This window comes from Serratia sp. root2, assembly GCF_031931805.1.
In the GTDB taxonomy this organism is placed as follows: domain Bacteria; phylum Pseudomonadota; class Gammaproteobacteria; order Enterobacterales; family Enterobacteriaceae; genus Serratia; species Serratia inhibens.
Map to the genome: position 1 here is coordinate 57,708 of NZ_JAUJXB010000003.1, position 21,637 is coordinate 79,344.

The 21,637-nt window shown below is 55.0% G+C and carries 23 protein-coding genes and 1 other RNA gene; 13 read left to right on the top strand and 11 right to left on the bottom strand.

The genetic code is table 11. The features are described 5' to 3' along the window. Window positions 1-7: 7 nt before the first annotated feature. Window positions 8-697, bottom strand: a complete 690-nt coding sequence (locus QZQ97_RS16460) for a type 1 glutamine amidotransferase domain-containing protein (RefSeq protein WP_311994329.1) — start codon at window positions 695-697, stop codon at window positions 8-10. Continuing rightward, entirely contained in the window at window positions 694-1,017 is a 324-nt protein-coding gene (locus QZQ97_RS16465; protein WP_311994330.1) for a superoxide dismutase, read from the bottom strand. The genes QZQ97_RS16460 and QZQ97_RS16465 overlap by 4 nt, the downstream gene beginning before the upstream one ends. A gap of 140 nt (window positions 1,018-1,157) precedes the next feature. Between QZQ97_RS16465 and QZQ97_RS16470 the strand changes: the two genes are divergently transcribed. Further along, complete coding sequence (locus tag QZQ97_RS16470; protein ID WP_311994331.1) at window positions 1,158-2,057, top strand: LysR family transcriptional regulator; 900 nt, start codon at window positions 1,158-1,160, stop codon at window positions 2,055-2,057. A 292-nt stretch (window positions 2,058-2,349) separates the two neighbouring features. Here the strand turns inward: QZQ97_RS16470 and ssrA are convergent. Both ssrA and smpB read right to left on the bottom strand, forming a co-directional pair. Further along, window positions 2,350-2,730, bottom strand: a transfer-messenger RNA (tmRNA) gene (ssrA, locus tag QZQ97_RS16475). Between the two features lie 49 nt (window positions 2,731-2,779). Then, window positions 2,780-3,262 (bottom strand): SsrA-binding protein SmpB, encoded by a 483-nt coding sequence (gene smpB / locus QZQ97_RS16480; RefSeq protein ID WP_004953643.1) that lies wholly within the window; start codon window positions 3,260-3,262, stop codon window positions 2,780-2,782. 161 nt (window positions 3,263-3,423) lie between these two features. Here smpB and QZQ97_RS16485 point away from each other — a divergent pair, with 161 nt between their 5' ends. Next, window positions 3,424-3,858 carry a type II toxin-antitoxin system RatA family toxin gene (locus QZQ97_RS16485; protein ID WP_004953639.1) on the top strand — a complete coding sequence of 145 codons (435 nt, stop codon included), beginning with the start codon at window positions 3,424-3,426 and terminating at the stop codon, window positions 3,856-3,858. Beyond that, a complete protein-coding gene (locus tag QZQ97_RS16490; RefSeq protein WP_006327391.1) occupies window positions 3,851-4,135 on the top strand; it encodes an RnfH family protein in 285 nt (94 codons plus the stop codon). The genes QZQ97_RS16485 and QZQ97_RS16490 overlap by 8 nt, the downstream gene beginning before the upstream one ends. A gap of 114 nt (window positions 4,136-4,249) precedes the next feature. On the opposite strand, the gene bamE is transcribed toward QZQ97_RS16490, so the two are convergent. From bamE to nadK, 3 genes are all read right to left on the bottom strand, one after another. Continuing rightward, on the bottom strand, window positions 4,250-4,588 hold the full coding sequence (gene bamE / locus QZQ97_RS16495; protein WP_004953634.1) for an outer membrane protein assembly factor BamE: 339 nt from the start codon (window positions 4,586-4,588) through the stop codon (window positions 4,250-4,252). Window positions 4,589-4,949: 361 nt separating this feature from the next. Next, entirely contained in the window at window positions 4,950-6,611 is a 1,662-nt protein-coding gene (gene recN, locus QZQ97_RS16500) for a DNA repair protein RecN (protein ID WP_311994332.1), read from the bottom strand. A gap of 86 nt (window positions 6,612-6,697) precedes the next feature. Continuing rightward, window positions 6,698-7,576 (bottom strand): NAD(+) kinase, encoded by an 879-nt coding sequence (gene nadK / locus QZQ97_RS16505; protein ID WP_004953629.1) that lies wholly within the window; start codon window positions 7,574-7,576, stop codon window positions 6,698-6,700. 124 nt (window positions 7,577-7,700) lie between these two features. Here nadK and grpE point away from each other — a divergent pair, with 124 nt between their 5' ends. Beyond that, window positions 7,701-8,273 (top strand): nucleotide exchange factor GrpE, encoded by a 573-nt coding sequence (gene grpE, locus QZQ97_RS16510; protein WP_311994333.1) that lies wholly within the window; start codon window positions 7,701-7,703, stop codon window positions 8,271-8,273. Window positions 8,274-8,335: 62 nt separating this feature from the next. Here the strand turns inward: grpE and ung are convergent, their stop codons facing one another. Next, window positions 8,336-9,019, bottom strand: a complete 684-nt coding sequence (gene ung, locus QZQ97_RS16515) for a uracil-DNA glycosylase (protein ID WP_013814190.1) — start codon at window positions 9,017-9,019, stop codon at window positions 8,336-8,338. Window positions 9,020-9,365: 346 nt separating this feature from the next. Between ung and grcA the strand changes: the two genes are divergently transcribed. The 3 genes from grcA to QZQ97_RS16530 all read left to right on the top strand — a co-directional run bounded on the left by grcA (window position 9,366) and on the right by QZQ97_RS16530 (window position 11,647). Then, a complete protein-coding gene (gene grcA / locus QZQ97_RS16520) occupies window positions 9,366-9,749 on the top strand; it encodes an autonomous glycyl radical cofactor GrcA (protein WP_004953623.1) in 384 nt (127 codons plus the stop codon). Between the two features lie 187 nt (window positions 9,750-9,936). Beyond that, the gene (locus tag QZQ97_RS16525) at window positions 9,937-10,899 is read left to right on the top strand and encodes a phospholipase (RefSeq protein WP_311994334.1); all 963 of its coding nucleotides are present in this window, start codon (window positions 9,937-9,939) and stop codon (window positions 10,897-10,899) included. Further along, window positions 10,892-11,647: an ankyrin repeat domain-containing protein gene (locus tag QZQ97_RS16530; protein WP_311994335.1), complete on the top strand. Its 756-nt coding sequence runs from the start codon at window positions 10,892-10,894 to the stop codon at window positions 11,645-11,647. The genes QZQ97_RS16525 and QZQ97_RS16530 overlap by 8 nt, the downstream gene beginning before the upstream one ends. A gap of 60 nt (window positions 11,648-11,707) precedes the next feature. Here the strand turns inward: QZQ97_RS16530 and srmB are convergent, their stop codons facing one another. Continuing rightward, window positions 11,708-13,033, bottom strand: coding sequence for an ATP-dependent RNA helicase SrmB (gene srmB, locus QZQ97_RS16535; RefSeq protein ID WP_126484674.1), 1,326 nt, complete (start codon window positions 13,031-13,033; stop codon window positions 11,708-11,710). A 132-nt stretch (window positions 13,034-13,165) separates the two neighbouring features. On the opposite strand from srmB, the gene trmN reads away from it, so the two are divergent. After that, complete coding sequence (trmN, locus tag QZQ97_RS16540) at window positions 13,166-13,915, top strand: tRNA(1)(Val) (adenine(37)-N(6))-methyltransferase TrmN (protein WP_311994336.1); 750 nt, start codon at window positions 13,166-13,168, stop codon at window positions 13,913-13,915. Window positions 13,916-13,943: 28 nt separating this feature from the next. Here trmN and nadB read toward each other — a convergent pair whose 3' ends face one another. Beyond that, entirely contained in the window at window positions 13,944-15,545 is a 1,602-nt protein-coding gene (nadB, locus tag QZQ97_RS16545) for an L-aspartate oxidase (RefSeq protein WP_311994337.1), read from the bottom strand. 214 nt (window positions 15,546-15,759) lie between these two features. On the opposite strand from nadB, the gene rpoE reads away from it, so the two are divergent. The 4 genes from rpoE to rseC are packed head-to-tail and all read left to right on the top strand — an operon-like array spanning window position 15,760 to window position 18,451. Beyond that, the gene (gene rpoE / locus QZQ97_RS16550) at window positions 15,760-16,335 is read left to right on the top strand and encodes an RNA polymerase sigma factor RpoE (RefSeq protein ID WP_004929136.1); all 576 of its coding nucleotides are present in this window, start codon (window positions 15,760-15,762) and stop codon (window positions 16,333-16,335) included. 30 nt (window positions 16,336-16,365) lie between these two features. Further along, entirely contained in the window at window positions 16,366-17,019 is a 654-nt protein-coding gene (rseA, locus tag QZQ97_RS16555) for an anti-sigma-E factor RseA (RefSeq protein WP_006318469.1), read from the top strand. Continuing rightward, window positions 17,019-17,978, top strand: a complete 960-nt coding sequence (gene rseB, locus QZQ97_RS16560) for a sigma-E factor regulatory protein RseB (RefSeq protein ID WP_311994338.1) — start codon at window positions 17,019-17,021, stop codon at window positions 17,976-17,978. Before rseA ends, rseB begins: the two co-directional genes overlap by 1 nt. Further along, on the top strand, window positions 17,975-18,451 hold the full coding sequence (rseC, locus tag QZQ97_RS16565; RefSeq protein WP_311994339.1) for a SoxR-reducing system protein RseC: 477 nt from the start codon (window positions 17,975-17,977) through the stop codon (window positions 18,449-18,451). The genes rseB and rseC overlap by 4 nt, the downstream gene beginning before the upstream one ends. Here the strand turns inward: rseC and QZQ97_RS16570 are convergent. After that, window positions 18,448-19,287 (bottom strand): hypothetical protein, encoded by an 840-nt coding sequence (locus QZQ97_RS16570; RefSeq protein WP_311994340.1) that lies wholly within the window; start codon window positions 19,285-19,287, stop codon window positions 18,448-18,450. The two genes, rseC and QZQ97_RS16570, sit on opposite strands and share 4 nt — an antisense overlap. 540 nt (window positions 19,288-19,827) lie before the next feature. Here QZQ97_RS16570 and lepA point away from each other — a divergent pair. After that, window positions 19,828-21,627 carry a translation elongation factor 4 gene (gene lepA, locus QZQ97_RS16575; protein ID WP_311994341.1) on the top strand — a complete coding sequence of 600 codons (1,800 nt, stop codon included), beginning with the start codon at window positions 19,828-19,830 and terminating at the stop codon, window positions 21,625-21,627. Window positions 21,628-21,637: the final 10 nt, after the last annotated feature.

The window sequence follows — 21,637 nt, forward strand, 5'->3', positions numbered from 1 at the left end:
ACTGATTTCAACGCTGCACTTGCAGTGCCTCCACCAACGCCACGCCCACGCCGTGCGCTGAGGCAGGATTCTGACCGGTGATCAGGCGACCATCCGTCACCACATTCTCAGACCAGTTGGGTGCTTCATGATGGAGTGCGCCGTGCTCGCGCAGGGCTGTTTCCAACAAATAAGGGACAACAGCCGTTCCCTGAACTTCGTCTTCCTCTTTATTGGTGAAGGCTGCCAGGTTCTTCCCTTTCACCAGGTATTCACCATTGCTGAGTTTTGCATCAACAAGCGCGGCCGGGCCATGGCATACTGCCGACACTATCCCACCGCTTTCGTATACTTCCCTGATAATGCGTTGCGCATCCGGGCTATCGCGGTAGTCCCACATTGTGCCGTGCCCGCCGGCAAAAAAGACCGCGGAATAATCGGCCCCGTTCAGCTCAGACAAAGGTGGCGTGGTGGCGAGGCGATGCTGGAAATCGGTCTCGTTCCAGAACCAGGCATTAACGGGATCGCTTAGGTCGAAACCGTCAACCGGCGGTTGGCCCCCACGAATGCTGGCAATCACTGTTGGGATCCCCGCATCTTCCAGCACTTTCAGGGGATGAGTGAGCTCAGCCATGAAAAAACCGGTAGGCACACCGGAAACGCCTTTTATCGGATGGCTGGTGACGACGCACAGCACGGGGTTGCGGTCTGATTTCATATCATTTCCCCCTCTGGCCGATTTTTGAACTCTCCGGCAAACAGGTGTTCCCAATTGGTAAACGACCCCAAAGGGATACATTCGAAGGTAAGCAGACCGGCTTTTGCCAGCGGAAAATCGGCCATCACCATCCGGGCGCTTTCCACCGAGTCACATTCAAGAAAAATCGCTACGCCGGGTCGATCCTGTCGAAAATAAATATCCCGGATGCTGCCGGATTTATACAAACCCCAGGTATGCAACACTTCTGAAGTCAGATGCGGAGCGTATTTTTCCAGCGAGGCGCCGGAAGCGGGAATATCCAAACACAAAATTCGCATTTCAGTCTCCTGAACTTAACGATGAAGGGGGCACTGAAAAAGTATAAGCTCGCGATTTTGATAAGATTAGGCTCTTATTGACTTAAGGATATTTAGCCTGTAGTTAATAATCAGTGGGCCATTTGCTTCCGGATGCCGTGATGAATAACGTGATTTACAACCAGATACGCATCTTTCAGAGCATTGCCCGGGAAGGCAATATTTCGGCTGCGGCCAGAAAGCTCGAGATCACACCTCCTTCCGTCAGTAAGGCGCTTAAGCTGCTTGAACAACACATCGGTCACCCTCTTTTTGTCCGTACGACACGGCGCATTGAACTGACGGAAGCTGGGCAACAGCTGTTGGAGCAAACTGTAGCGGCAGTGGACTCGCTTGAAAAGTCGTTGGAAAACATCCGCGACCAGAACCAGGAACCCTCCGGCCTGGTCAGGATTACGCTCTCCCGCTTCGCTTATCTGCTCATACTTAAACCGGCTATGGCGGCCTTTTGCCGGCAATATCCCGGCATTAAACTTGAAATTTCGGTTTACGACGGCACCGTCAATATTATTGATGACCGCTTTGATCTGGGGATACGCTTTGGCGATATTCTTGAAGGCGGAGTGGTGGCTCGCCAGTTGATGAAGCCGTTTAGGGAAGGGCTGTATGCTTCATCGGCCTATCTGGAGGCGTACGGTACACCCACGACGCCGGCAGAGCTCCATCAGCACAAACTTATCGGCTATCGATTCATCACCAATAACCGCATCCTTCCGCTGATTCTGGATCATAAAGGGGAGCAGTTAACCGTTGAGATGCCTGGCCAGTTAATCAGCAACGATATTGACGTTATGGCCGATGGAATACGTAACGGACTGGGCATAGGAAGGCTGTTCGAGCCCATTCACAGGTTGCAGCCCGACAAAGAGAAATTTATTCCCGTGATGGAGAGTTACTGGAAAACATACCCAGCCGTTTATCTCTATTACCCGAAAAATGCGGGCAAGACCAAAAGAGTGAAGACATTAATTGATTTTTTAACGGAAAGAAAAGCCGTTTAAAATGAATGTCGTTCATGTAAATCTCATACATGAGCGACATTCTATATGCCTTGGTTTTTATCAAACTGACTGTCTTAAAAGGGATGGAGTCTCTCGCGAAGGAAGAAAGACACGGAAACGGAAAGCCACGAGGCGGAAGGCCAGCTGCGCCCCCTGTTCCGCAACGTAGACCCATAAATCCCAGGTTAACTGGATACCCTCGGGGTATTACAGACACAAAAAAGCCCGCAACTGAGTTGCGGGCTTTCTCGCTATTATCGCCGGATCTATCTGGTATCACCGGTGACCTATTTGGTGGAGCTGGGGGGATTTGAACCCCCGTCCGGAATTACTACACCGTCGGCACTACATGCTTAGTCCAATCATTACATTCGCCGGTCAGCTGCGGATGGACACGCCACTAACAAACTAGCCTGATTGGGTTTAACGCTTCAGCCCCAGGCAGGACATCCACGCGATCTCTTTTGGGTTTGACCTCTCTTGATCCCCGTCCTAAGAGCGGAGGCTAGGGAGAGAGGGAATCTTCAGTTTCTTAGGCTGATTAAGCTGCTAAAGCAGCAGATTCGAATTGCGAGTCGTTTGCAATTATTTTTTTTGCGGCTTTTAACGAGGCCAACCGCCCCTCGGCATGCTCCTAAGGCCTCACAATCCCGTCGAATCCAGAATCAGCCCCAAGTAACTTTGTTCAGTATACCAGAAGTTTAACCCGTTAAGCCAGAGGCTTATCGGTTGGCATGCTTCATGATACGGGATTTCGCCGTCTGCCATTCACGATCTTTGATGTCATCGCGTTTATCGTGTTCTTTCTTGCCTTTGGCTACGCCGATTTTGATCTTGGCCCAGGCATTTTTCCAATACATGGACAAGGCAACCACGGTGTAGCCGTCGCGGTTTACGCGGCCGAGCAGTGAGTCCAGCTCACGTTTTTTCAGCAGCAATTTACGGGTACGTGTCGGATCGCAGACCACATGTGACGAGGCTACGTTGAGCGGTGAGACGGTGGCCCCAAACAAATAGGCTTCACCATCGCGGAAGGTCACGTAGCTGTCGCTAATGTTGGCTTTGCCGGCACGCAGCGATTTTACTTCCCAGCCTTGCAGCGACAGGCCCGCCTCGAACTCTTCTTCAATGAAGTATTCGAAACGCGCTCGCTTGTTCTGCGCAATGGTGGCGGAACCGGGTTTGTGTGCTTTTTTCTTTGTCATAGTTTGTTCATTATACTGGATGATTCGACGAAAGAAATCCTTTACCGCTCAGCACCTGCGCAATTTTTCGCATTTTTGGCCCTCGCGTTGCATAGCAGATTTTTTGTTTGGCGATAGATAAATGGTATTATCTGTATGTTTTGTGTCTCACAGGAAATGATATGCCCCAGATCAGTCGGTCTGCGTTAGTGCCGTTCAGCGCCGAGCAGATGTATCAGTTGGTTAACGATGTTCACTCTTACCCCGATTTTCTGCCAGGTTGCACCGGCAGCCGGGTGATTGACGCGTCCAACAATCAAATGACCGCCGCGGTTGATGTTGCCAAAGCCGGTATCAGCAAAACCTTCACTACGCGCAACACGCTGCAGGATAACCAGAGCATCAATATGCAACTGGTTGATGGCCCATTCCGCAAGCTGATGGGGGGCTGGCAGTTTACGCCGCTGAGCCCGGAAGCCTGTAAGGTCGAGCTGCACCTGGATTTTGAATTTACCAACAAACTGATCGAGCTGGCGTTCGGCAAGGTGTTCAAAGAGCTGGCCGGTAATATGGTGCAAGCCTTCACCCAGCGGGCGAAAGAGGTTTACAGTGTCTGATATTCGGGTGGAGGTGGTTTACGCCTTGCCGGAGCGTCAGTATCTGCGCAAGGTTACGCTGGCGGAAGGCAGCAGCGTTGAGCAGGCCATTACGGCCTCCGGGTTGCTGGAGCTGCGTGGTGACATTGACTTGCAAAGCAATAAAGTGGGCATCTACAGCCGCCCGGCCAAGTTGGGTGATGTGCTAAACGATGGCGACCGGGTAGAAATTTATCGCCCCCTGATTGCCGATCCTAAGGAACTGCGCCGGCAACGAGCAGAGAAAGCAAAAAAATAAGGCGCTGAATGCGCCTTGTTTTTTATCAGAATTTTATCTTCCGAGTTGCAGCCTGTTACTGTCATGAAGAACCTGAATCGCCCCTCACGGGCCGGACGATAGCTCCTGCGCTGATTACTTGGTCAGTGCCGGTTTGTTCTGAATATCGGTCAACACGCCCGCGCTATCAAAGGTCAGCGTCAGGGTTTGCTGGGTGATATCTTCATGGCCAGGTTGCTGGCGGAATACATAGAACCACGTCTGAGTACCGAACGGATCCTGTAACATTGGGGTACCCAATGTATAAGCGACCTGTTGCTGGGTCATACCTTTTTGGATTTTAGCCACGTCGGTCGACGTCAGGTAGTTCCCTTGGTTGATGTCAGGCCGATAAACCACCTTCTCAAAAGTAGAACAGCCTGCAGTCAGCATCACAAGAACCACAGCGGCAGCAGCCAGCGTTTTACAGCGCATAGTAATCACATTCCTTTAGGGCATAGGATGCCGATGATAATAGACCTTGCAGCAGTTGGAAACCTTTATACCCTTCATCTTTCAAGTTGTAGCAGCGTTGCCTTCCCTCGCTCACCCCAGTCACTTAGTTGGATAAGCTCCTGAGGATTCTCTCGGTTGCCGCCTTGCTACAGATTGAAATCTATTGGGTGTACCCTTCATCTTTCAAGTTGCTGCTGCGATTGCTTCCCTCTCACACCCCAGCCACTTAGCTGACTAAGCGTCTGGGGGATAGGGCGGGTGTCGCCTTGCCGCAACTTGAAATCTGCCAGGTAAACAGCGCCAAAGTCAGACCTCGGAAAAGTGAAAAAGTTGAGCTTTTTTATGCGGCCAGCAGTTCTTTTGCGTTTGCCAATGTGTTGCGGGTGACTTCACTGCCGCCAAGAAGGCGCGCCAACTCCTGCAAACGGGCACGTTTATCCAGCGGCGACATCTGCGTTTCGGTTTCCGTCCCGTCGGTCTGCTTGCTGACAAACAGATGCTGATGCCCACAGCCCGCGACCTGCGGCAGGTGGGTAACGCACATGACCTGCGTTGACTCGCCCAACTGGCGAAGCAGGCGGCCCACGATGGCGGCGGTCGGGCCGCTGATACCCACGTCCACTTCGTCGAAAATCAGCGCCGGGGTTTCCATCTTGCGCGCAGTGATGACCTGAATCGCCAACGCAATGCGTGACAATTCGCCGCCGGACGCCACTTTAGCCAGCGCTTGCAGTGGTTGACCCGGGTTGGTGGACACGCAGAACTCGGTGCGGCTTGCTCCTTCGGCGCTCAAATATTGGGGTTCGAAGCGCACATCGATGTTGAATTTGCCGTGTGGCATGGAGAGCGCCTGCATGCTGTCGGTAATCAGTGTGGTCAGTTCGGCGGCGTAATGCTGGCGTTTCTGGTGCAGTTGTTCCGCCAGAACCAGCGCCTGCTGATGGTGCAGGGTGACCGCTTCGTTAAGGTGCTCGTGGTCGCTTTCCTGTTGCGATAGCAGCTGTTGTTCATCCAGCAACTGCTGGTGGAGCTGCGGCAGTTCCTCTGGTGCCACGTGATGCTTACGCGCCAGGTTGATTTGCCGCGACAGGCGCTGTTCCAATTCATGCAGGCGGTTGGGATCGAGATCCATGCGATCGGCATAGTGGCGCAGTTCATCGCTGGCCTCGCTGATTTGGATTGAGGCTTCTTCCAGCATGTTAAGCAGTTCGCCCAGTTTTTCATCCATGCCGACCAGCTCGACCAGCAAGTGTTTGGCGGTGTAGAGCTGGCTGAGCATGTTGTGTTCTTCGTCATCGGCCAGCAATTGCAGCGTTTGCTGGCTAATGGTCAGCAACTGGCCGCTGTTGGCCAGGCGTTTGTATTCCGCGTCTGTTTGTTCGAACTCACCGGTCTGCGGGGCGAATTCGTTCAGCTCTTTCAACTGGTATTGCAGCAGCTGTTTGCGCGCGTCACGTTCGAGGGACTGTTGTTGGTGGTGCGCCAGTTCGCGGCAGCTTTGGTGCCAGCGCTGGTAAGCTTGTTGCATTTGCGCCAACAGGGCAGGTTCATCTGCATAGGCGTCCAGCAGCTGTTTTTGATGCTCGGGTTTGAGCAACAGCTGATGAGCATGCTGGCCGTGGATTTGAATCAGGCGTTGGCCAAGTTCGCGCAGTTGCGAAAGCGGCACGGCGGTGCCATTGATAAAGCCGCGCGAGCGGCCATCTGCGTTGATCACCCGGCGCAGCAAGCACTCATTGCTGTCGTCCAGTTGGTTCTGCTCAAGCCATTGGCGGGCTGAGGGAGTATCCGCCAGCGAGAAGCGCGCGCAGATATCGGCACGGGCGGCCCCCAGGCGCACCACATTGCCGTCGGCGCGGTTGCCGAGGCACAGGCCCAGCGCGTCGATGGCGATGGATTTGCCGGCGCCGGTTTCACCGGTAATCGCCGTCATACCCGGTTGAAAATCAATCTCCAACTCACGAACGATAGCAAAATTGCTGATGGTCAATTGCGCCAGCATGGGAACCTTCCTGTGTATAAACACATAACTGTAGTTTCATACAGTATAAACTGGTTTTATATACAGTAAAGTAGCTGGCGACGTTTTTAGAACAATTTTTTTGACCAGCCGAGCTTTGTGCTTAACGTATTGAAATAGCTGTAGTCCTTTGGATGAATAAGATTCAAATGGAAATCACTGCGGCGTATCAATACCTCTTCGCCTTCCTGGATAGGCAGCGCGATCTGGCTGTCGCAGCTGATTTCCAGATCGCTGCCGATCTGCGAAAACTTCAGTCGAATGGTGCTGTTGCCGTTGATCACCAGCGGGCGGGCGGAAAGGGTGTGCGGGAACATAGGCACCAGCGCAATGGCCTCCAGCGAAGGCGTCAGGATCGGCCCGCCGGCGGAGAGCGAGTAGGCGGTTGACCCAGTCGGCGTGGCGATAATCAGCCCGTCGGAACGCTGCGAAAAGGCGAAACGATCGTCGATATACACTTCGAATTCGATCATGTGCGCCACTTTACCGGGGTGCAGCACCACTTCGTTGATGGCGGTACTGATTCGGCACTGCTGGTTCTCTTTGTGCACGATGGTTTCCAGCAGGAAGCGCTGTTCATCGATATATTCGCCTTCCAACACGTCGGCCAATTGCTGCAGGGCGTTGTCGGGGTCGAGATCGGTCAAAAAGCCGAGATTACCGCGGTTGACGCCGATCACCTTGATATCGTAACGCGCCAACACGCGCGCTGCGCCGAGCATATTGCCGTCGCCGCCGACCACCACGGCCAGGTCGGCTTTCTGGCCAATGTCTGCCAGGCTGCCGGTCACGACGTCTTTCAAGCCCAAATCCTGGGCTATCTGCCGCTCGAGCATCACCGAGTAGCCTCGGGCGACCAACCAGTGAAACAACATCTCATGCGTTGCCAGCGCTGAAGGGTGACGCGGGTGACCCACAATGCCAATACAGGCGAATTTTTTATTCATTGTTGTGATTTTCCTCACCGGGACGAGTTTATGCCCCACATTGTGACCGGTTGACTTGAAACCCCGGTTTTGATCCCCATAATAAGCCAAGTTGCGAGATTAATGCTAAAACGCGGAGATATTCATGAGTAGTAAAGAACAGAAGACGCCAAACGAGCAAGTCTCGGAAGAAATGGACCAGCAGGAAGTCTTGCCGGAAGCGGCTGAGGGCGTCGATCTGCGGGATGCACGCATTGCCGAGCTGGAAGCTCAGCTGGCTGAATCCCAGCAGCATGAACGCGACAGCCTGCTGCGCGCCAAAGCGGAAATGGAAAACGTTCGCCGCCGTACCGAGTTGGATATCGAAAAAGCGCACAAATTTGCGCTGGAGAAATTCGCGGGCGACTTGCTGCCGGTGATCGATAACCTGGAGCGCGCGCTGGATCTGGCGGATAAAAACAATCCGGAACTGACGGCAATGATCGAAGGCATCGAACTGACGCTGAAATCCTTGCAAGACGCAGTGAGCAAGTACGGTATCGAAATCGTCGGCGACATCAACGTGCCGTTCAATCCGGACGTGCACCAGGCGATGAGCCTGATGGAGTCTGCCGATCACCAGCCGAACCATGTAATGATGGTGATGCAGAAAGGTTATACGCTGAATGGCCGCCTGTTGCGCCCGGCGATGGTTGCGGTTTCCAAAGCCAAGGCTTAAGCGGAATTAAGTAAGGAAAAGGCACCTGCGGGTGCCTTTTTTGCGCCTGGGCTCTGTCTGTGTCATGCCTGCGGCAGTTGCGGAAGCCAGTCGATAGGTTTCAGCCCCTGTTGTTCCAGCAGTTGATTGGCCTGCGAGAAATGGCGACAGCCGAGGAAGCCGCGGTGGGCCGAGAGCGGCGAAGGATGCGGCGCTTTCAGCACGTGGTGGCGCTTGCTGTCGATAATGTTGCCTTTCTTCTGGGCATGCGAGCCCCACAGCAGAAACACCACGCCTTCGCGGTTGTCGTTCAGGGCGGCGATCACTCTATCCGTAAAGGTTTCCCAACCCAGTTTGGCGTGGGAATGCGCCTGGCCGCGTTCAACGGTCAATACCGTGTTCAGCAGCAGTACGCCCTGTTCCGCCCAGCTTTGCAGGCAGCCGTGGCTTGGCCGCTCAAAGCCCGGGATATCCGTCGCCAATTCTTTATACATGTTCACCAGCGAAGGGGGAGCCGGCACGCCGGGCAGCACCGAGAAAGACAGGCCGTGAGCCTGATTCGGACCGTGATAGGGATCCTGGCCGAGGATCACCACTTTGACGTCCGCCAGTTCGGTGTAGCGGAAGGCATTGAACACGTCTTTTTGTGGTGGATAAATGGTCTTACCGGCCTGGCGTTCAGCGGCAACAAAGGCAAGCGTTTCATGAAAATAGGGTTGCTCTTTTTCCTTGCCGATGACGTCATGCCAGGTGAGGGAGGTAGACATAAACGCTCTCCTTTGTTTTCGTTAACAATTCACTGGCCATAGCTTACCGTTTAGCTTCACGCAGTGAAACCCGCTTTTGCCGTTGAGCCACCTATCTTGGCACAAGGATTTTTTAAAATTTACAAAAATAATTGTTCTCGGCGGCAAAGAGAAAATTGACACAAAACATAAACTTGCCCCTTTGTTATGTAGGGGTACATTATGAAAATTGATTTTAATCAAAGAATTGCCCAGGCCAGACTGGTATACAGAACAATAAGACAACAATGGTTTTACCAAATGGCCGAAACCAAAATTGAATTTTCTCACGAAAGAGAATTTTTCGTCCTTGTACGGAGGCAACAAAATGATTACTGGTATTCAAATCACTAAAGCGAACGACCAGGCGTTGGTGAACTCTTTCTGGCTGCTGGACGATGAAACGTCAGAAGCCCGCTGCGTTTGCGCTAAAGCCAACTACGTCGAAGATCAGGTTGTGCCGGTCAACGATCTGGGCCAGATCGAGTACCGTGAAGTGCCGCTGGAAATGCAGCCAACCGTGCGTGTAGAGGGTGGCCAACACCTGAACGTGAACGTACTGCGCCGCGAGACGCTGGAAGATGCGGTCAAGCACCCGGAAAAATACCCGCAGTTGACCATTCGCGTGTCCGGCTATGCGGTGCGCTTCAACTCGTTGACGCCAGAACAGCAACGTGACGTGATCGCTCGTACCTTTACTGCCAGCCTGTAATTACCTGCGCAGTTACTGAGGGAGCTTCGGCTCCCTTTTTTATTGCTCGCCAGCCAGTAAAGTGAATCCGGATCACATTCCTCGCAAAGATAATCGTCTGCATTACAGAACTGCTCCGACCTGCCGATAGCTACTCTGGCACCCGTATTGGGTGCGGCATTGATAAGCCTATCGACAAGGAGTCGGCATGAGTATGTCTTTGAGTTTTACCTCTGCGGTTAACCCTGCGGCCATTAACCCCCCTGTAGCGCGTGCGGCACTGCAACCGGTGAGTTCACCGGAGCCCGTTGAATCACCGGCAGCCGGGGCCGTTGCGGCCACGCTTTCACCGAATAACCTGAATACCCGCAACCTGCTGAACGCTTTGGTGAGTGATATGTCGGCTGCTGCGCCGGCCGCGACGCCTCAGGGAGTCACGCGCGGCCAGCAGCCACAACAGGGAGATTATACGCTCGCGTTGCTGGCTAAAGACGTTTACAGCCTGAACGGCCAGGGTGTGGAAGGATTCAACCGCCTGAGCGACAGCGCTTTGCTCGGCGCGGGTATTGACCCCGCCAGTTTGCACGATGCGGCGTCGGGTTTTCAGGCCGGTATCTATAGCGACAACCAACAGTATGTCCTGGCCTTTGCCGGCACCAATGATATGCGCGATTGGCTCAGCAATGTGCGGCAGGCGACCGGTTATGATGATGTGCAGTACAATCAGGCAGTCGCGGTGGCTAAAGGCGCCAAGGCGGCGTTTGGCGCAGCACTGGTGATTGCCGGCCATTCGCTCGGCGGCGGGTTGGCGGCAACGGCGGCACTGGCGACCGGTACGGTGGCGGTCACTTTCAACGCGGCGGGCGTCTCTGACTATACATTAAACCGTATGGGTATCGATCCGGCGGCGGCTAAGCAGGATGCGCAAGCTGGCGGTATTCGCCGCTACAGCGAACAGTACGACATGCTGACCGGAACACAGGAATCCACTTCGCTGATCCCGGATGCCATCGGGCATAAAATTACCCTGGCCAATAACGATACCCTGAGCGGCATTGACGACTGGCGACCGAGTAAACATGTGGATCGCAGCTTGACCGCACACGGTATTGATAAGGTCATCAGTTCGATGGTGGAGCAAAAACCGTGGGAGATGAAGGCCAATGCCTGAAAGGCGTCGGGTGCGGCAGACGTTGATTATCGTCGTGCTGGCGATGATAGCGGTCGCCGGTTTGCTGATTATGGCTAAGGAACAACAGATGAATCAGTCTATTTCCCCGTTCAACGGGCGCGGCAATCAGGCGTTGGCGCAGGCGGTGATGCGCGGTGATACGCAGGGCATTGCCGAACAGGCAACACAGCCGCGCTTGAGTGAGCAGGGCGATCGCCAGGTCACGCTGCCTCAATGGGCGATTCTCTCGCAGCAACCGCAAAGCCTGAGCTCGCTGCTGGCGCTGGGGGCTGATGTCGCCGTGTCGGGGCTGGAGGGTAACAGCGTGCTGCATACCGCCGCAACGGTGCAGGATCCGCAGTATTTACGGCTGCTGCTGGCGCATGGCGTGCCGGTTAACCTGCGCAATACGGTGACCGACGCGACGCCGCTGTCCGCCGCGGTACTGGCGGGGCGTGAGGAGCAATTGCGGTTGCTGTTGGCAGCCGGGGCGGATACCACATTGAGCGATAGGCTGGGGGACTCGCCTTTGCACGTGGCGGCGAAAATCAATGCGCCGCAGTTGGCGTTGATGTTGCTGCAGGCGGGAGCGGACGGCAAAGCCCGTAACCGGCAAGGCATGACCTTCCAGTTCTATTTCTCACTGACGCCTGCACACTTGCAGAGTGAAGAGATGCGCGATCGTTATCGGCAACTGGATGTCTGGTTAAAAGCCCATCACCAGGCGACGCATTACGCACAGCCGTAATGGAGGCATAAAAAAACGCCTTCAGGTGAGTGAAGGCGTTTTTTATTCACGGCGGCAGCATTACTTTGCGCCGTTGCTCTCAGGCTTGGCCTTTGGCTGGCGGCGTTTGCCAACGTTTTTCGCATCGCGATGACGGACCTTCACCTTGGCTTTTTCTTTGTTCTTTTCTTTGTCTTCCGCACGTTTGGCCAGCACCTTCTTCGAAGGTTTGCCGTTGCTCTTTTCGCTTGGCACTTTGGTTGACGGCCGCAGCTCATCGATCACTCGCGCTTTCAGCGGTTCGTTCAGATAACGGCCCACTTTGCCCAACAGCAGGTGGTCGTGCGCCTCAACCAGCGAAATCGCGGTACCTTTGCGCCCTGCGCGGCCAGTGCGGCCGATGCGGTGCAGATAGGTGTCCGCAGTACGCGGCATGTCGAAGTTGAATACGTGGGTGATATCCAGGATATCCAAACCACGGGCAGCGACGTCGGTGGCGACCAGCACGTTGACGCGGCCGTCCATCATGCGTTTTACCGCTTCGTTGCGTTTGGCCTGCACCATTTCGCCTTCGAGGTAGCAGGTATTGATGCCTGCCTCGCGCAGCCAGGCCGCCAACTCGTGCACGCGCTCGCGTTTACGTACGAAGATCACGGATTTCAGCACGTCCGGCTGTTGCAGCAAATGCACCAGCAAGGCGGTTTTATGTTGCACGTCGTCGGCACGGTAGTACCACTGCAGGATTTTTTTGCGCTCGCGGCGTGAAGGGTCGGCTTCAACTTCCACCGGTTCTTTCAGAATACGCTCGGCGAATTCGCGGATGGCGTCGCCTTCCAGCGTCGCGGAGAACAGCAAAGTCTGGTTGCGCCAGCGGGTTTCCGCGGAGATGGTTTCGATATCCTGCGCGAAGCCCATGTCCAGCATGCGGTCGGCTTCATCGAGGATCAGCGTTTCTACCGCGCGGCAGTCGAAGTTTTCTTCTTTGATGTACTGCAGCAGACGACCGGTAGTGGCGACTACCACGTCCTGGTTTTCGCTGAAGACTTCCGCGTGGTTCATATAGGCGACGCCGCCGGTAATGGTGGCGATATCCAGCGAAGTATGGGCAGCCAGTTCACGTGCCTGGTCGGCTACCTGCATCGCCAGTTCGCGCGTCGGGGTGAGGATCAGTACGCGCGGTGGGCCGGACTTCTTGCGTGGGAAGTCCAGTAGATGCTGCAATACCGGCAGCAAAAATGCGGCGGTCTTGCCGGTGCCGGTTGGCGCCGAACCCAATACGTCGCGCCCATCCATCGCAGGTGGGATAGCCTCGGCTTGAATGGCGGTCGGGCGTTCGTAGCCTTTATCGCGCAGGGCTTTTATCAGGCGTTCATCGAGATCGAGTTCGGAAAAATTGGTTGCTGTCATGGTCTACCTCTACTTGGGGCGCCGATTATAGACGGGTTGGCCGCGTTCTTCACCTATTTAAGCGGAAAGCAGCTCTTTTCCCACAAATCAGATTGCCTTATGCTACGCCAGTTTTGAATCCAGGTGGTTATTGTGAGCAATCAATCGAAAGCAAATTTTACCCCGCGTCGCGGCGGTTTTACCTTCAAACAATTTTTTGTTGCTCACGATCGTTGCGCAATGAAAGTGGGCACCGACGGCGTGCTGCTCGGCGCCTGGGCACCGCTGGCGCAGGCGCGGCGGGTGCTGGATGTCGGCAGCGGCAGCGGGCTTATTGCGCTGATGCTGGCGCAAAGATCGGCCGATAACGTACTGATCGATGCGGTTGAGTTGGACGAGGCCGCCGCCGAACAAGCGCGTGACAACGTGCTGGAATCCCCGTGGCCGCAGCGCATTCGGGTACATGCGCAGGATATTCACCATTTTGCCCGGCATCACGCGGGTGAGTATGATCTGATCGTCAGCAACCCGCCGTATTTCGAGCCGGCGGTCGCCTGCCGCGATCAGGCGCGCCACAATGCACGCTATACCGAAACCCTGACCCACGACGCCTTGCTGGTCAGCGCGGAGCAACTGATCGCCGAGCGGGGCGCTTTTTGCGTGGTGTTGCCGCATGATATTGGTGAGGCATTTGAAAGCAATGCGCAACGGCGTGGCTGGCATACTGCACAGCGATTGAACGTCAGCGACCGTGCCGATACGCCGCTGCACCGGGTGTTGTTGGTGCTGACGCGTCAGCCGGCCGAAGAAAAAACAGAGCAGAGCCTGGCGATTAAACAGGCCGACGGCAGTTACACCGATGATTTCCGCCGCCTGATTACCGATTTTTATCTTTTTTACTGAAACCGCCAGGGCGCCCCGGCGGTGTCAATCAAGGCTGCAGTATGGTCGGCAGCGCTTCCGGCAACATAGCCGGATAGTCCAGCGTATAGTGCAGCCCGCGGCTTTCTTTGCGCTCCATGGCGCTGCGGACGATCAGTTCCGCCACCTGCACCAGGTTACGCAGCTCCAGCAGATTGTTGGAAATACGGAAATTGGCGTAGTACTCATCGATTTCGGCCTGTAGCGTATTGATACGGCGCAGGGCGCGCTCCAGCCGTTTGGTGGTGCGCACGATCCCGACGTAGTCCCACATGAACAGCCGCAGCTCATGCCAGTTGTGCTGAATCACCACCCGCTCATCCGCATCGTCTACACGGCTTTCATCCCACTGCGGCAACTGTTTTGCCAGCTTGATAAACGGCAGGCGCAGTTTGATGTCCTCCGCTGCCGACCAGCCGTAGACCAGGCATTCCAGCAGCGAGTTGGACGCCATGCGATTGGCGCCGTGCAGACCGGTGTAGCTGACTTCGCCAATGGCGTAAAGCCCGTCCAGATCGGTACGACCGTGCTGATCGACCATGACGCCGCCGCAGGTGTAATGCGCGGCGGGCACGATAGGGATCGGCTGTTTTGTCAGATCGAATCCCAGCGTCAGCAATTTTTCATGGATCATCGGGAAGTGTTGGGTAATGAATTCAGCCGGTTTATGGCTGATATCCAGATACATGCAGTCCGCACCCAGGCGTTTCATTTCGTGGTCGATGGCGCGCGCTACAATATCGCGAGGCGCCAGTTCGCCCCGCGGGTCAAAATCGGGCATAAAGCGGCTGCCGTCCGGCCGTTTCAGATAGGCTCCTTCGCCGCGCAACGCTTCGGTCAGCAGGAAATTGCGCGCCTGCGGGTGGAACAGGCAGGTCGGATGAAACTGGTTGAATTCAAGGTTGGCGACCCGGCAGCCGGCACGCCAGGCCATGGCGATACCATCCCCGGAAGAGATGTCCGGGTTGGTGGTGTACTGATACACCTTGGCTGCCCCGCCGGTGGCCAGCACTACCGTTTTGGCGCGGTAGGTTTCCACCTGCTCCAGCTCGCGGTTCCAGACATAGGCGCCGACCACGCGGCGGGTACCCGGCAGGCCGATTTTGTTCGAGGTGATCAGATCGACCGCGTTACGGCGTTCCATCACGCAAATATTCGGGTGGGTGCTTGCTTTCCCTACAAGGGTGGTCTCTACTTCTTTACCTGTAGCGTCGGCGGCATGCAGAATACGGCGGTGGCTGTGTCCTCCCTCACGCGTCAGGTGGTAATGTTCCTCGCCCTGAGCATTGACTTCGGTGTCGAACAGTACGCCCTGATCGATCAGCCATTGCACGCAGTGGCGCGCATTGCCGGCGATGAACTCAACGGCATCCTTGTCACACAGGCCGGCTCCGGCAATCAAAGTGTCATCAACGTGTGAGGCAATGCTGTCCGTCTCATCGAAAACCGCGGCGATCCCGCCTTGGGCATAAAATGTGGCGCCTTCGTTGAGCGGCCCCTTGCTGAGTACGGTAACCTTGCAATGCTGCGCCAGGCGCAGAGCCAGTGACAAGCCCGCAGCACCGCTGCCGACGATCAAGACATCGCTAACATGTTCAGATGATGGTTGCATAACGTATGATGTGTGCAGAAGAAGAGTGAAATTCATGTTAGCCTAATTGTCCGGGCAAAAGCCACGGATTGGATGACATCAACAGAAAAAACAATGGCGATACGGAACTTCGTGTTCTGTATGAACTCCAAGCGAGTGCTTGCTCAGGAAAATAATGTATGGCTGGCAGTACAATTTTACGCGTGGAGACGGATTTGGGGAGAATTTACCTCGGATGAGCGAGCAGTTAACGGATCAAGTTCTGGTTGAGCGGGTCCAAAAGGGCGATCAGAAATCGTTTAACTTACTGGTAGTGCGTTACCAGCATAAGGTTGCGAGCCTGGTTTCCCGATATGTACCGCAGGGCGATGTGCCCGATGTGGTGCAGGAGTCGTTCATTAAAGCCTATCGCGCACTGGAATCATTCCGTGGGGATAGCGCTTTCTATACCTGGTTGTATCGAATTGCCGTGAACACGGCAAAGAATTATCTGGTTGCTCAGGGGCGTCGTCCGCCATCCAGCGATGTGGATGCCAACGATGCTGAAAATTACGAAAGTGCGGGCGCACTGAAAGAAATTTCGAACCCTGAGAACTTAATGTTGTCAGAAGAGCTGAGACAGATAGTTTTCCGTACCATTGAGTCTCTCCCCGAGGATCTTCGCATGGCGATTACCCTGCGGGAGCTGGATGGTCTAAGCTACGAAGAGATAGCTGCCATCATGGATTGCCCGGTAGGAACCGTACGTTCGCGTATTTTCCGCGCCAGGGAGGCTATCGATAATAAAGTTCAACCGCTGATTCAACGTTAGCAATGGCGGACACAGGAAGGGTACTTAGGCATGCAGAAAGAAAAGCTTTCCGCTCTGATGGATGGGGAATCGCTCGACACTGAGCTGCTGAGTTCATTGTCTAATGACAGGGCGCTTCAACAAACCTGGCAGAGCTATCACCTGATACGTGACACACTACGGGGTGATATCGGACAAGTAATGCATCTCGATATCGCAGATCGTGTTGCTGCTGCACTTGAGAAAGAACCTGCACGTCTGGTTCCTTCTGCAGTACCGGAGTCTCAGCCGCAACCGCACACCTGGCAGAAAATGCCGTTCTGGGACAAAGTGCGTCCCTGGGCCAGCCAGATCACTCAGATTGGCATGGCTGCCTGTGTTTCGCTGGCGGTGATTGTAGGCGTACAGCAATACAATCAACCGGCCGCGCAGTCTGGCGCAGCTGAATCGCCGGCGTTTAACACCCTGCCGATCATGGGGCAGGCGTCCCCGGTTAGCCTCGGCGTGCCGGCAGACAGTTTCTCCACCGGCAGCGGGCAACAGCAGCAGGTGCAGGAACAGCGCAAACGTATTAACGCCATGCTGCAGGATTATGAATTGCAACGCCGTTTGCATTCCGATCAATTGCAGCTTGAGCAAAGCAACCCACAACAGGCTGCCGTTCAGGTTCCCGGAACTCAGTCTTTAGGAATGCAACAGCAGTAATGAAGCAACTTTGGTTCTCCGTCTGTCTATTGACGGGCAGCCTGCTCTACTCAAACATCGCCCCGGCGCAGCCCACTGCGTCCGGGGCGTTGTTACAACAGATGAGCAGTGCCAGCCGTTCACTCAATTACGAACTCGCCTATATCAGCATCAGCAAGCAGGGGATTGAGTCGCTGCGTTATCGCCATGCGGTAATCGACAAGCAGCCACTGGGTCAACTTTTGCATATGGATGGCCCGCGCCGTGAAGTATTGCAGCGTGGTGAGGGTATCAGTTATTTTGAACCAGGCCTGGAGCCCTTTACGTTGTCCGGCGATCATATCGTCGATGCGTTGCCGGCTATCGTTTACGCCGATTTTGACCGTCTGGCGAAATATTACGATTTTATCTCTGTTGGCAGCACCCGAATCTCCGATCGCCCTTGCGAGGTGATTCGTGTGGTTGCCCGTGATGGTTCGCGCTACAGCTATATTGTCTGGATGGATGTGGATACCAAGCTGCCGCTGCGTGTGGATTTACTCGATCGCGATGGCGAAACGCTGGAGCAATATCGGGTTATTTCGTTCGTGGTGGGGCCGGAAGTGCAGGGCGTGATGCAGGGGCTGATCAAGGCCAATCTGCCGCCGTTGCTGTCGCTTCCTGCGATCGAAAACGTCAAACTGGGCTGGAGCACTGGCTGGTTGCCGGCAGGCGTGAATGAGGTGGCGCGTAACCGCCGCAAACTGCCGAATGTGACCGAACCCGTCGAGACGCGGTTATACAGCGATGGCCTGTTCAGTTTCTCGGTCAACGTCAGCCCGGCGGGAAGTGGCGCCGGCCAGCAGTATTATCGCCAAGGGCGGCGTACTATTCAGACTGAAGTGCGTAACGGCAACGAGATCACTATCGTTGGCGAACTGCCGCCGGCGACAGCCAAACGTATCGCTGACAGTATTTCCTTCAAGGTGTCACCGCAATGATGAAAGAGTGGGCCACGGTGGTTTCGTGGCAACAAGGCGTAGCGTTGCTGCGCTGCGAACCCAAAGCCGGCTGCGGCAGTTGCACTGCCCGGTCGGGCTGTGGCGCGCGCGCATTGAACGAACTGGTGCCGGAAACGGAACATCAGCTGCAGGTGCGTATCGAGCAGCCGCTTGAGCCGGGCCAGAGGGTCGAGGTGGGGATTGCCGAGGGCAGCTTGCTGCGTTCGGCTATGCTGGTTTATCTGACGCCTTTGCTGGGCATGATGCTGGGGGGGAGCCTGCTGCAATACTGGCTGGGCACCGATGCTTCTGCGGCGCTCGGCGCGCTGCTTGGCGGCGGTGCGGCCTTTCTGTTGGCGCGTAGCCTGGCGCACCGCCTCGGCGAGCAGGCGAATTACCAACCCATAGTTCTGCAAATCGGTTTGCCGCCTGGGGCTATGCGCCTGCAGACGGACAGTGAGCCCCTGCGTTAAAACTGCTGCCGCGTCATCGCCGGATTATGATAGGCGGGGATGCGGTTGTAGATCATATGCTCCAGCAGCGCCATAAACAGATCGGCGCTGAGCAGAGAAAAATATCCTATCGTAAACAGCGCATTACCCTGATTATCCAGTAACCGGATGACGCCGCGCTGCGTGTTATTCTCCAGCGCGCGGATCTGCTCAATCGGGATACTCTCCTGCGGCGTGATCAGCGCCGTAGCGCTCAGCTGCAGCGTTTGGGGCGTTTGCTTCTTGCGATTGCCCGGTAGCAAATGGTTCAGCCAGAGGGCACTGCAACTCAGATAGCTAAATGACAGCACCTCACCCTGATAAAGCGCATTCAGCGCCTGCGGTCCACGCTGCTGGATTTGTTGGTTGATAATGACATCGACCAACCGCCAGGAATGGGACAGATTGCTGAACACCGTGCACCAAGGGTGTTCGGCAGTGGTACGAAATGCCATCACGTTGAACAGCCCGCCCAAAAAACGCCCGCCGCGAAAACGATAGATATCACCAATTTTTTCAAAGGGGATAAACCGTTCTTTATGGCTATGGTCATTAATCACCCGAACGCCGTGTTCGTACAGGCGATAAGTCAGCGTGGGCCGCAGGCAATGGCGCAGCGCCAGCAGTGTACCGCCGAGTAAAATAGTAGCTGCGCCGGTTTGCAGCAAGATCAATACCGCATTTTCATCCATGTTGCTCAGCAGCGGCAGCAACAGCAGCGCCGCACCGACAGTTAACAGCAGCGATGCCGCTGCCAGAATGCCCCAATTGACCTTAGAAAAATCGTGCCGGCTCAGCATTTGCCCTTTATCGATCATTACGCACCTTCCAATCAACGTACAGAGATATGCCGGTGAACTCCGGTGGGCATGCCGATGTAGAGCCCTGAATAATATTTTGTCGCGGAGTCCTGCCCCATTTCTATAGGAGGCTCCGAAGAGCGTATATGGGTATTTTCCGAAAGCCGGCGAGGAGAAAGTCAATTCTAAGATGTTGATCCCAATATTATTTTTTTCTTATTTAGGAAGGGGTTTATTGCGTTATCGGCGGTTATGTATTAGCGCCGAAAGTGAATGTATGCGCAGCACATAATTTCCGTGGATTCGGCGGTGCAAGCAGTGGTTTTTCATTGTTCGGCTTTTGTTAACATCTGCTTTCACAACCTGGAGCGCCGTGTAACACTAAAGTGCGCATAATAGAATGCCTTCACTGCACCGATCGCTAGGTTTTCAGTGTTGTGGCATGTAGAATGCAGCGATTCAGGCGGAAGACGGCCGAACCCATTCACTGTCGCTTTAGGTCCGTACGGGTTTCTATAGGCGAGTAATCAGAAATACCAAGGCAGAAAAACTTTTATAATGAAGCATATACGAAATTTCTCCATTATTGCCCATATTGACCACGGTAAGTCGACGCTGTCCGACCGTATTATCCAAATCTGCGGTGGCTTGAGCGAGCGCGAAATGGCTGCGCAGGTGCTTGATTCCATGGATCTTGAGCGCGAGCGTGGCATCACCATCAAAGCGCAGAGCGTCACGCTGGATTACAAGGCGACAGACGGTCAAACCTATCAGCTCAACTTTATCGACACCCCCGGGCACGTTGACTTCTCCTACGAGGTTTCTCGTTCGCTGGCCGCTTGCGAAGGCGCGCTGCTGGTGGTGGATGCCGGGCAGGGCGTAGAAGCTCAGACGCTGGCCAACTGTTACACCGCACTGGATATGGATCTGGAAGTGGTGCCGGTACTGAACAAAATTGACTTGCCGGCCGCCGATCCCGATCGCGCCGCGCAGGAGATTGAAGACATCGTTGGCATCGATGCTACCGATGCGGTGCGCTGCTCGGCCAAAACCGGCGTTGGGGTGCCAGAGGTTCTCGAACGCCTGGTGCGTGACATCCCACCGCCGGAAGGCGATCCCGAGGCGCCGCTGCAGGCATTGATCATCGACTCCTGGTTCGACAACTATCTGGGCGTTGTTTCCCTGGTGCGCGTCAAGAACGGCACGATGCGCAAGGGCGACAAGATCAAGGTGATGAGCACCGGCCAAACTTATAACGCCGATCGTCTCGGGATCTTTACCCCGAAACGCGTCGATCGCGACGTGCTGAACTGCGGCGAAGTAGGCTGGCTGGTTTGTGCCATTAAAGACATCTTGGGCGCGCCGGTGGGCGATACCCTGACGCTGGCACGTCAACCGGCGGATAAAGCGCTGCCAGGCTTCAAAAAAGTGAAGCCACAGGTTTATGCAGGCCTGTTCCCGATCAGCTCGGACGACTATGAAGCCTTCCGCGACGCGCTGGGCAAACTGAGCTTGAACGACGCTTCCCTGTTCTATGAGCCAGAGAGCTCCACTGCGCTGGGCTTCGGTTTCCGCTGTGGCTTCCTCGGCCTGTTGCATATGGAGATCATCCAGGAGCGTCTGGAACGTGAATACGATCTGGAGCTGATTACCACTGCGCCAACGGTAGTTTATGAAGTTGAAACCACCGGCAAAGAAACCATTTACGTCGACAGCCCGTCCAAGCTGCCGCCGCTGAACAATATTATGGAGCTGCGCGAGCCGATCGCCGAGTGTCACATGCTGATGCCGCAGGAATTCCTGGGTAACGTAATCACGCTGTGTATCGAAAAACGCGGTGTACAGACCAACATGGTCTATCACGGCAACCAGGTTGCGCTGACCTACGAAATCCCGATGGCGGAAGTGGTGCTCGATTTCTTCGACCGTCTGAAATCCACCTCCCGCGGTTACGCGTCGCTGGATTACAATTTCAAACGTTTCCAGACGTCTGACATGGTGCGCGTCGACGTGCTGATCAACAACGAGCGAGTAGATGCACTGGCTTTGATCACCCACCGCGACAACTCGCAGTACCGTGGTCGTGAGCTGGTGGAGAAGATGAAAGAGCTCATTCCGCGTCAGCAGTTCGATATTGCCATTCAGGCAGCGATCGGTACCCATATCATCGCGCGCTCAACGGTGAAACAGCTGCGTAAAAACGTTCTGGCAAAATGCTATGGCGGTGACGTCAGCCGTAAGAAGAAGCTGTTGCAGAAACAAAAAGACGGTAAGAAACGCATGAAGCAGGTCGGTAACGTTGAGTTGCCGCAAGAAGCGTTCCTGGCCATTCTGCACGTGGGTAAAGACGGCAAGTAACCGCGATAAG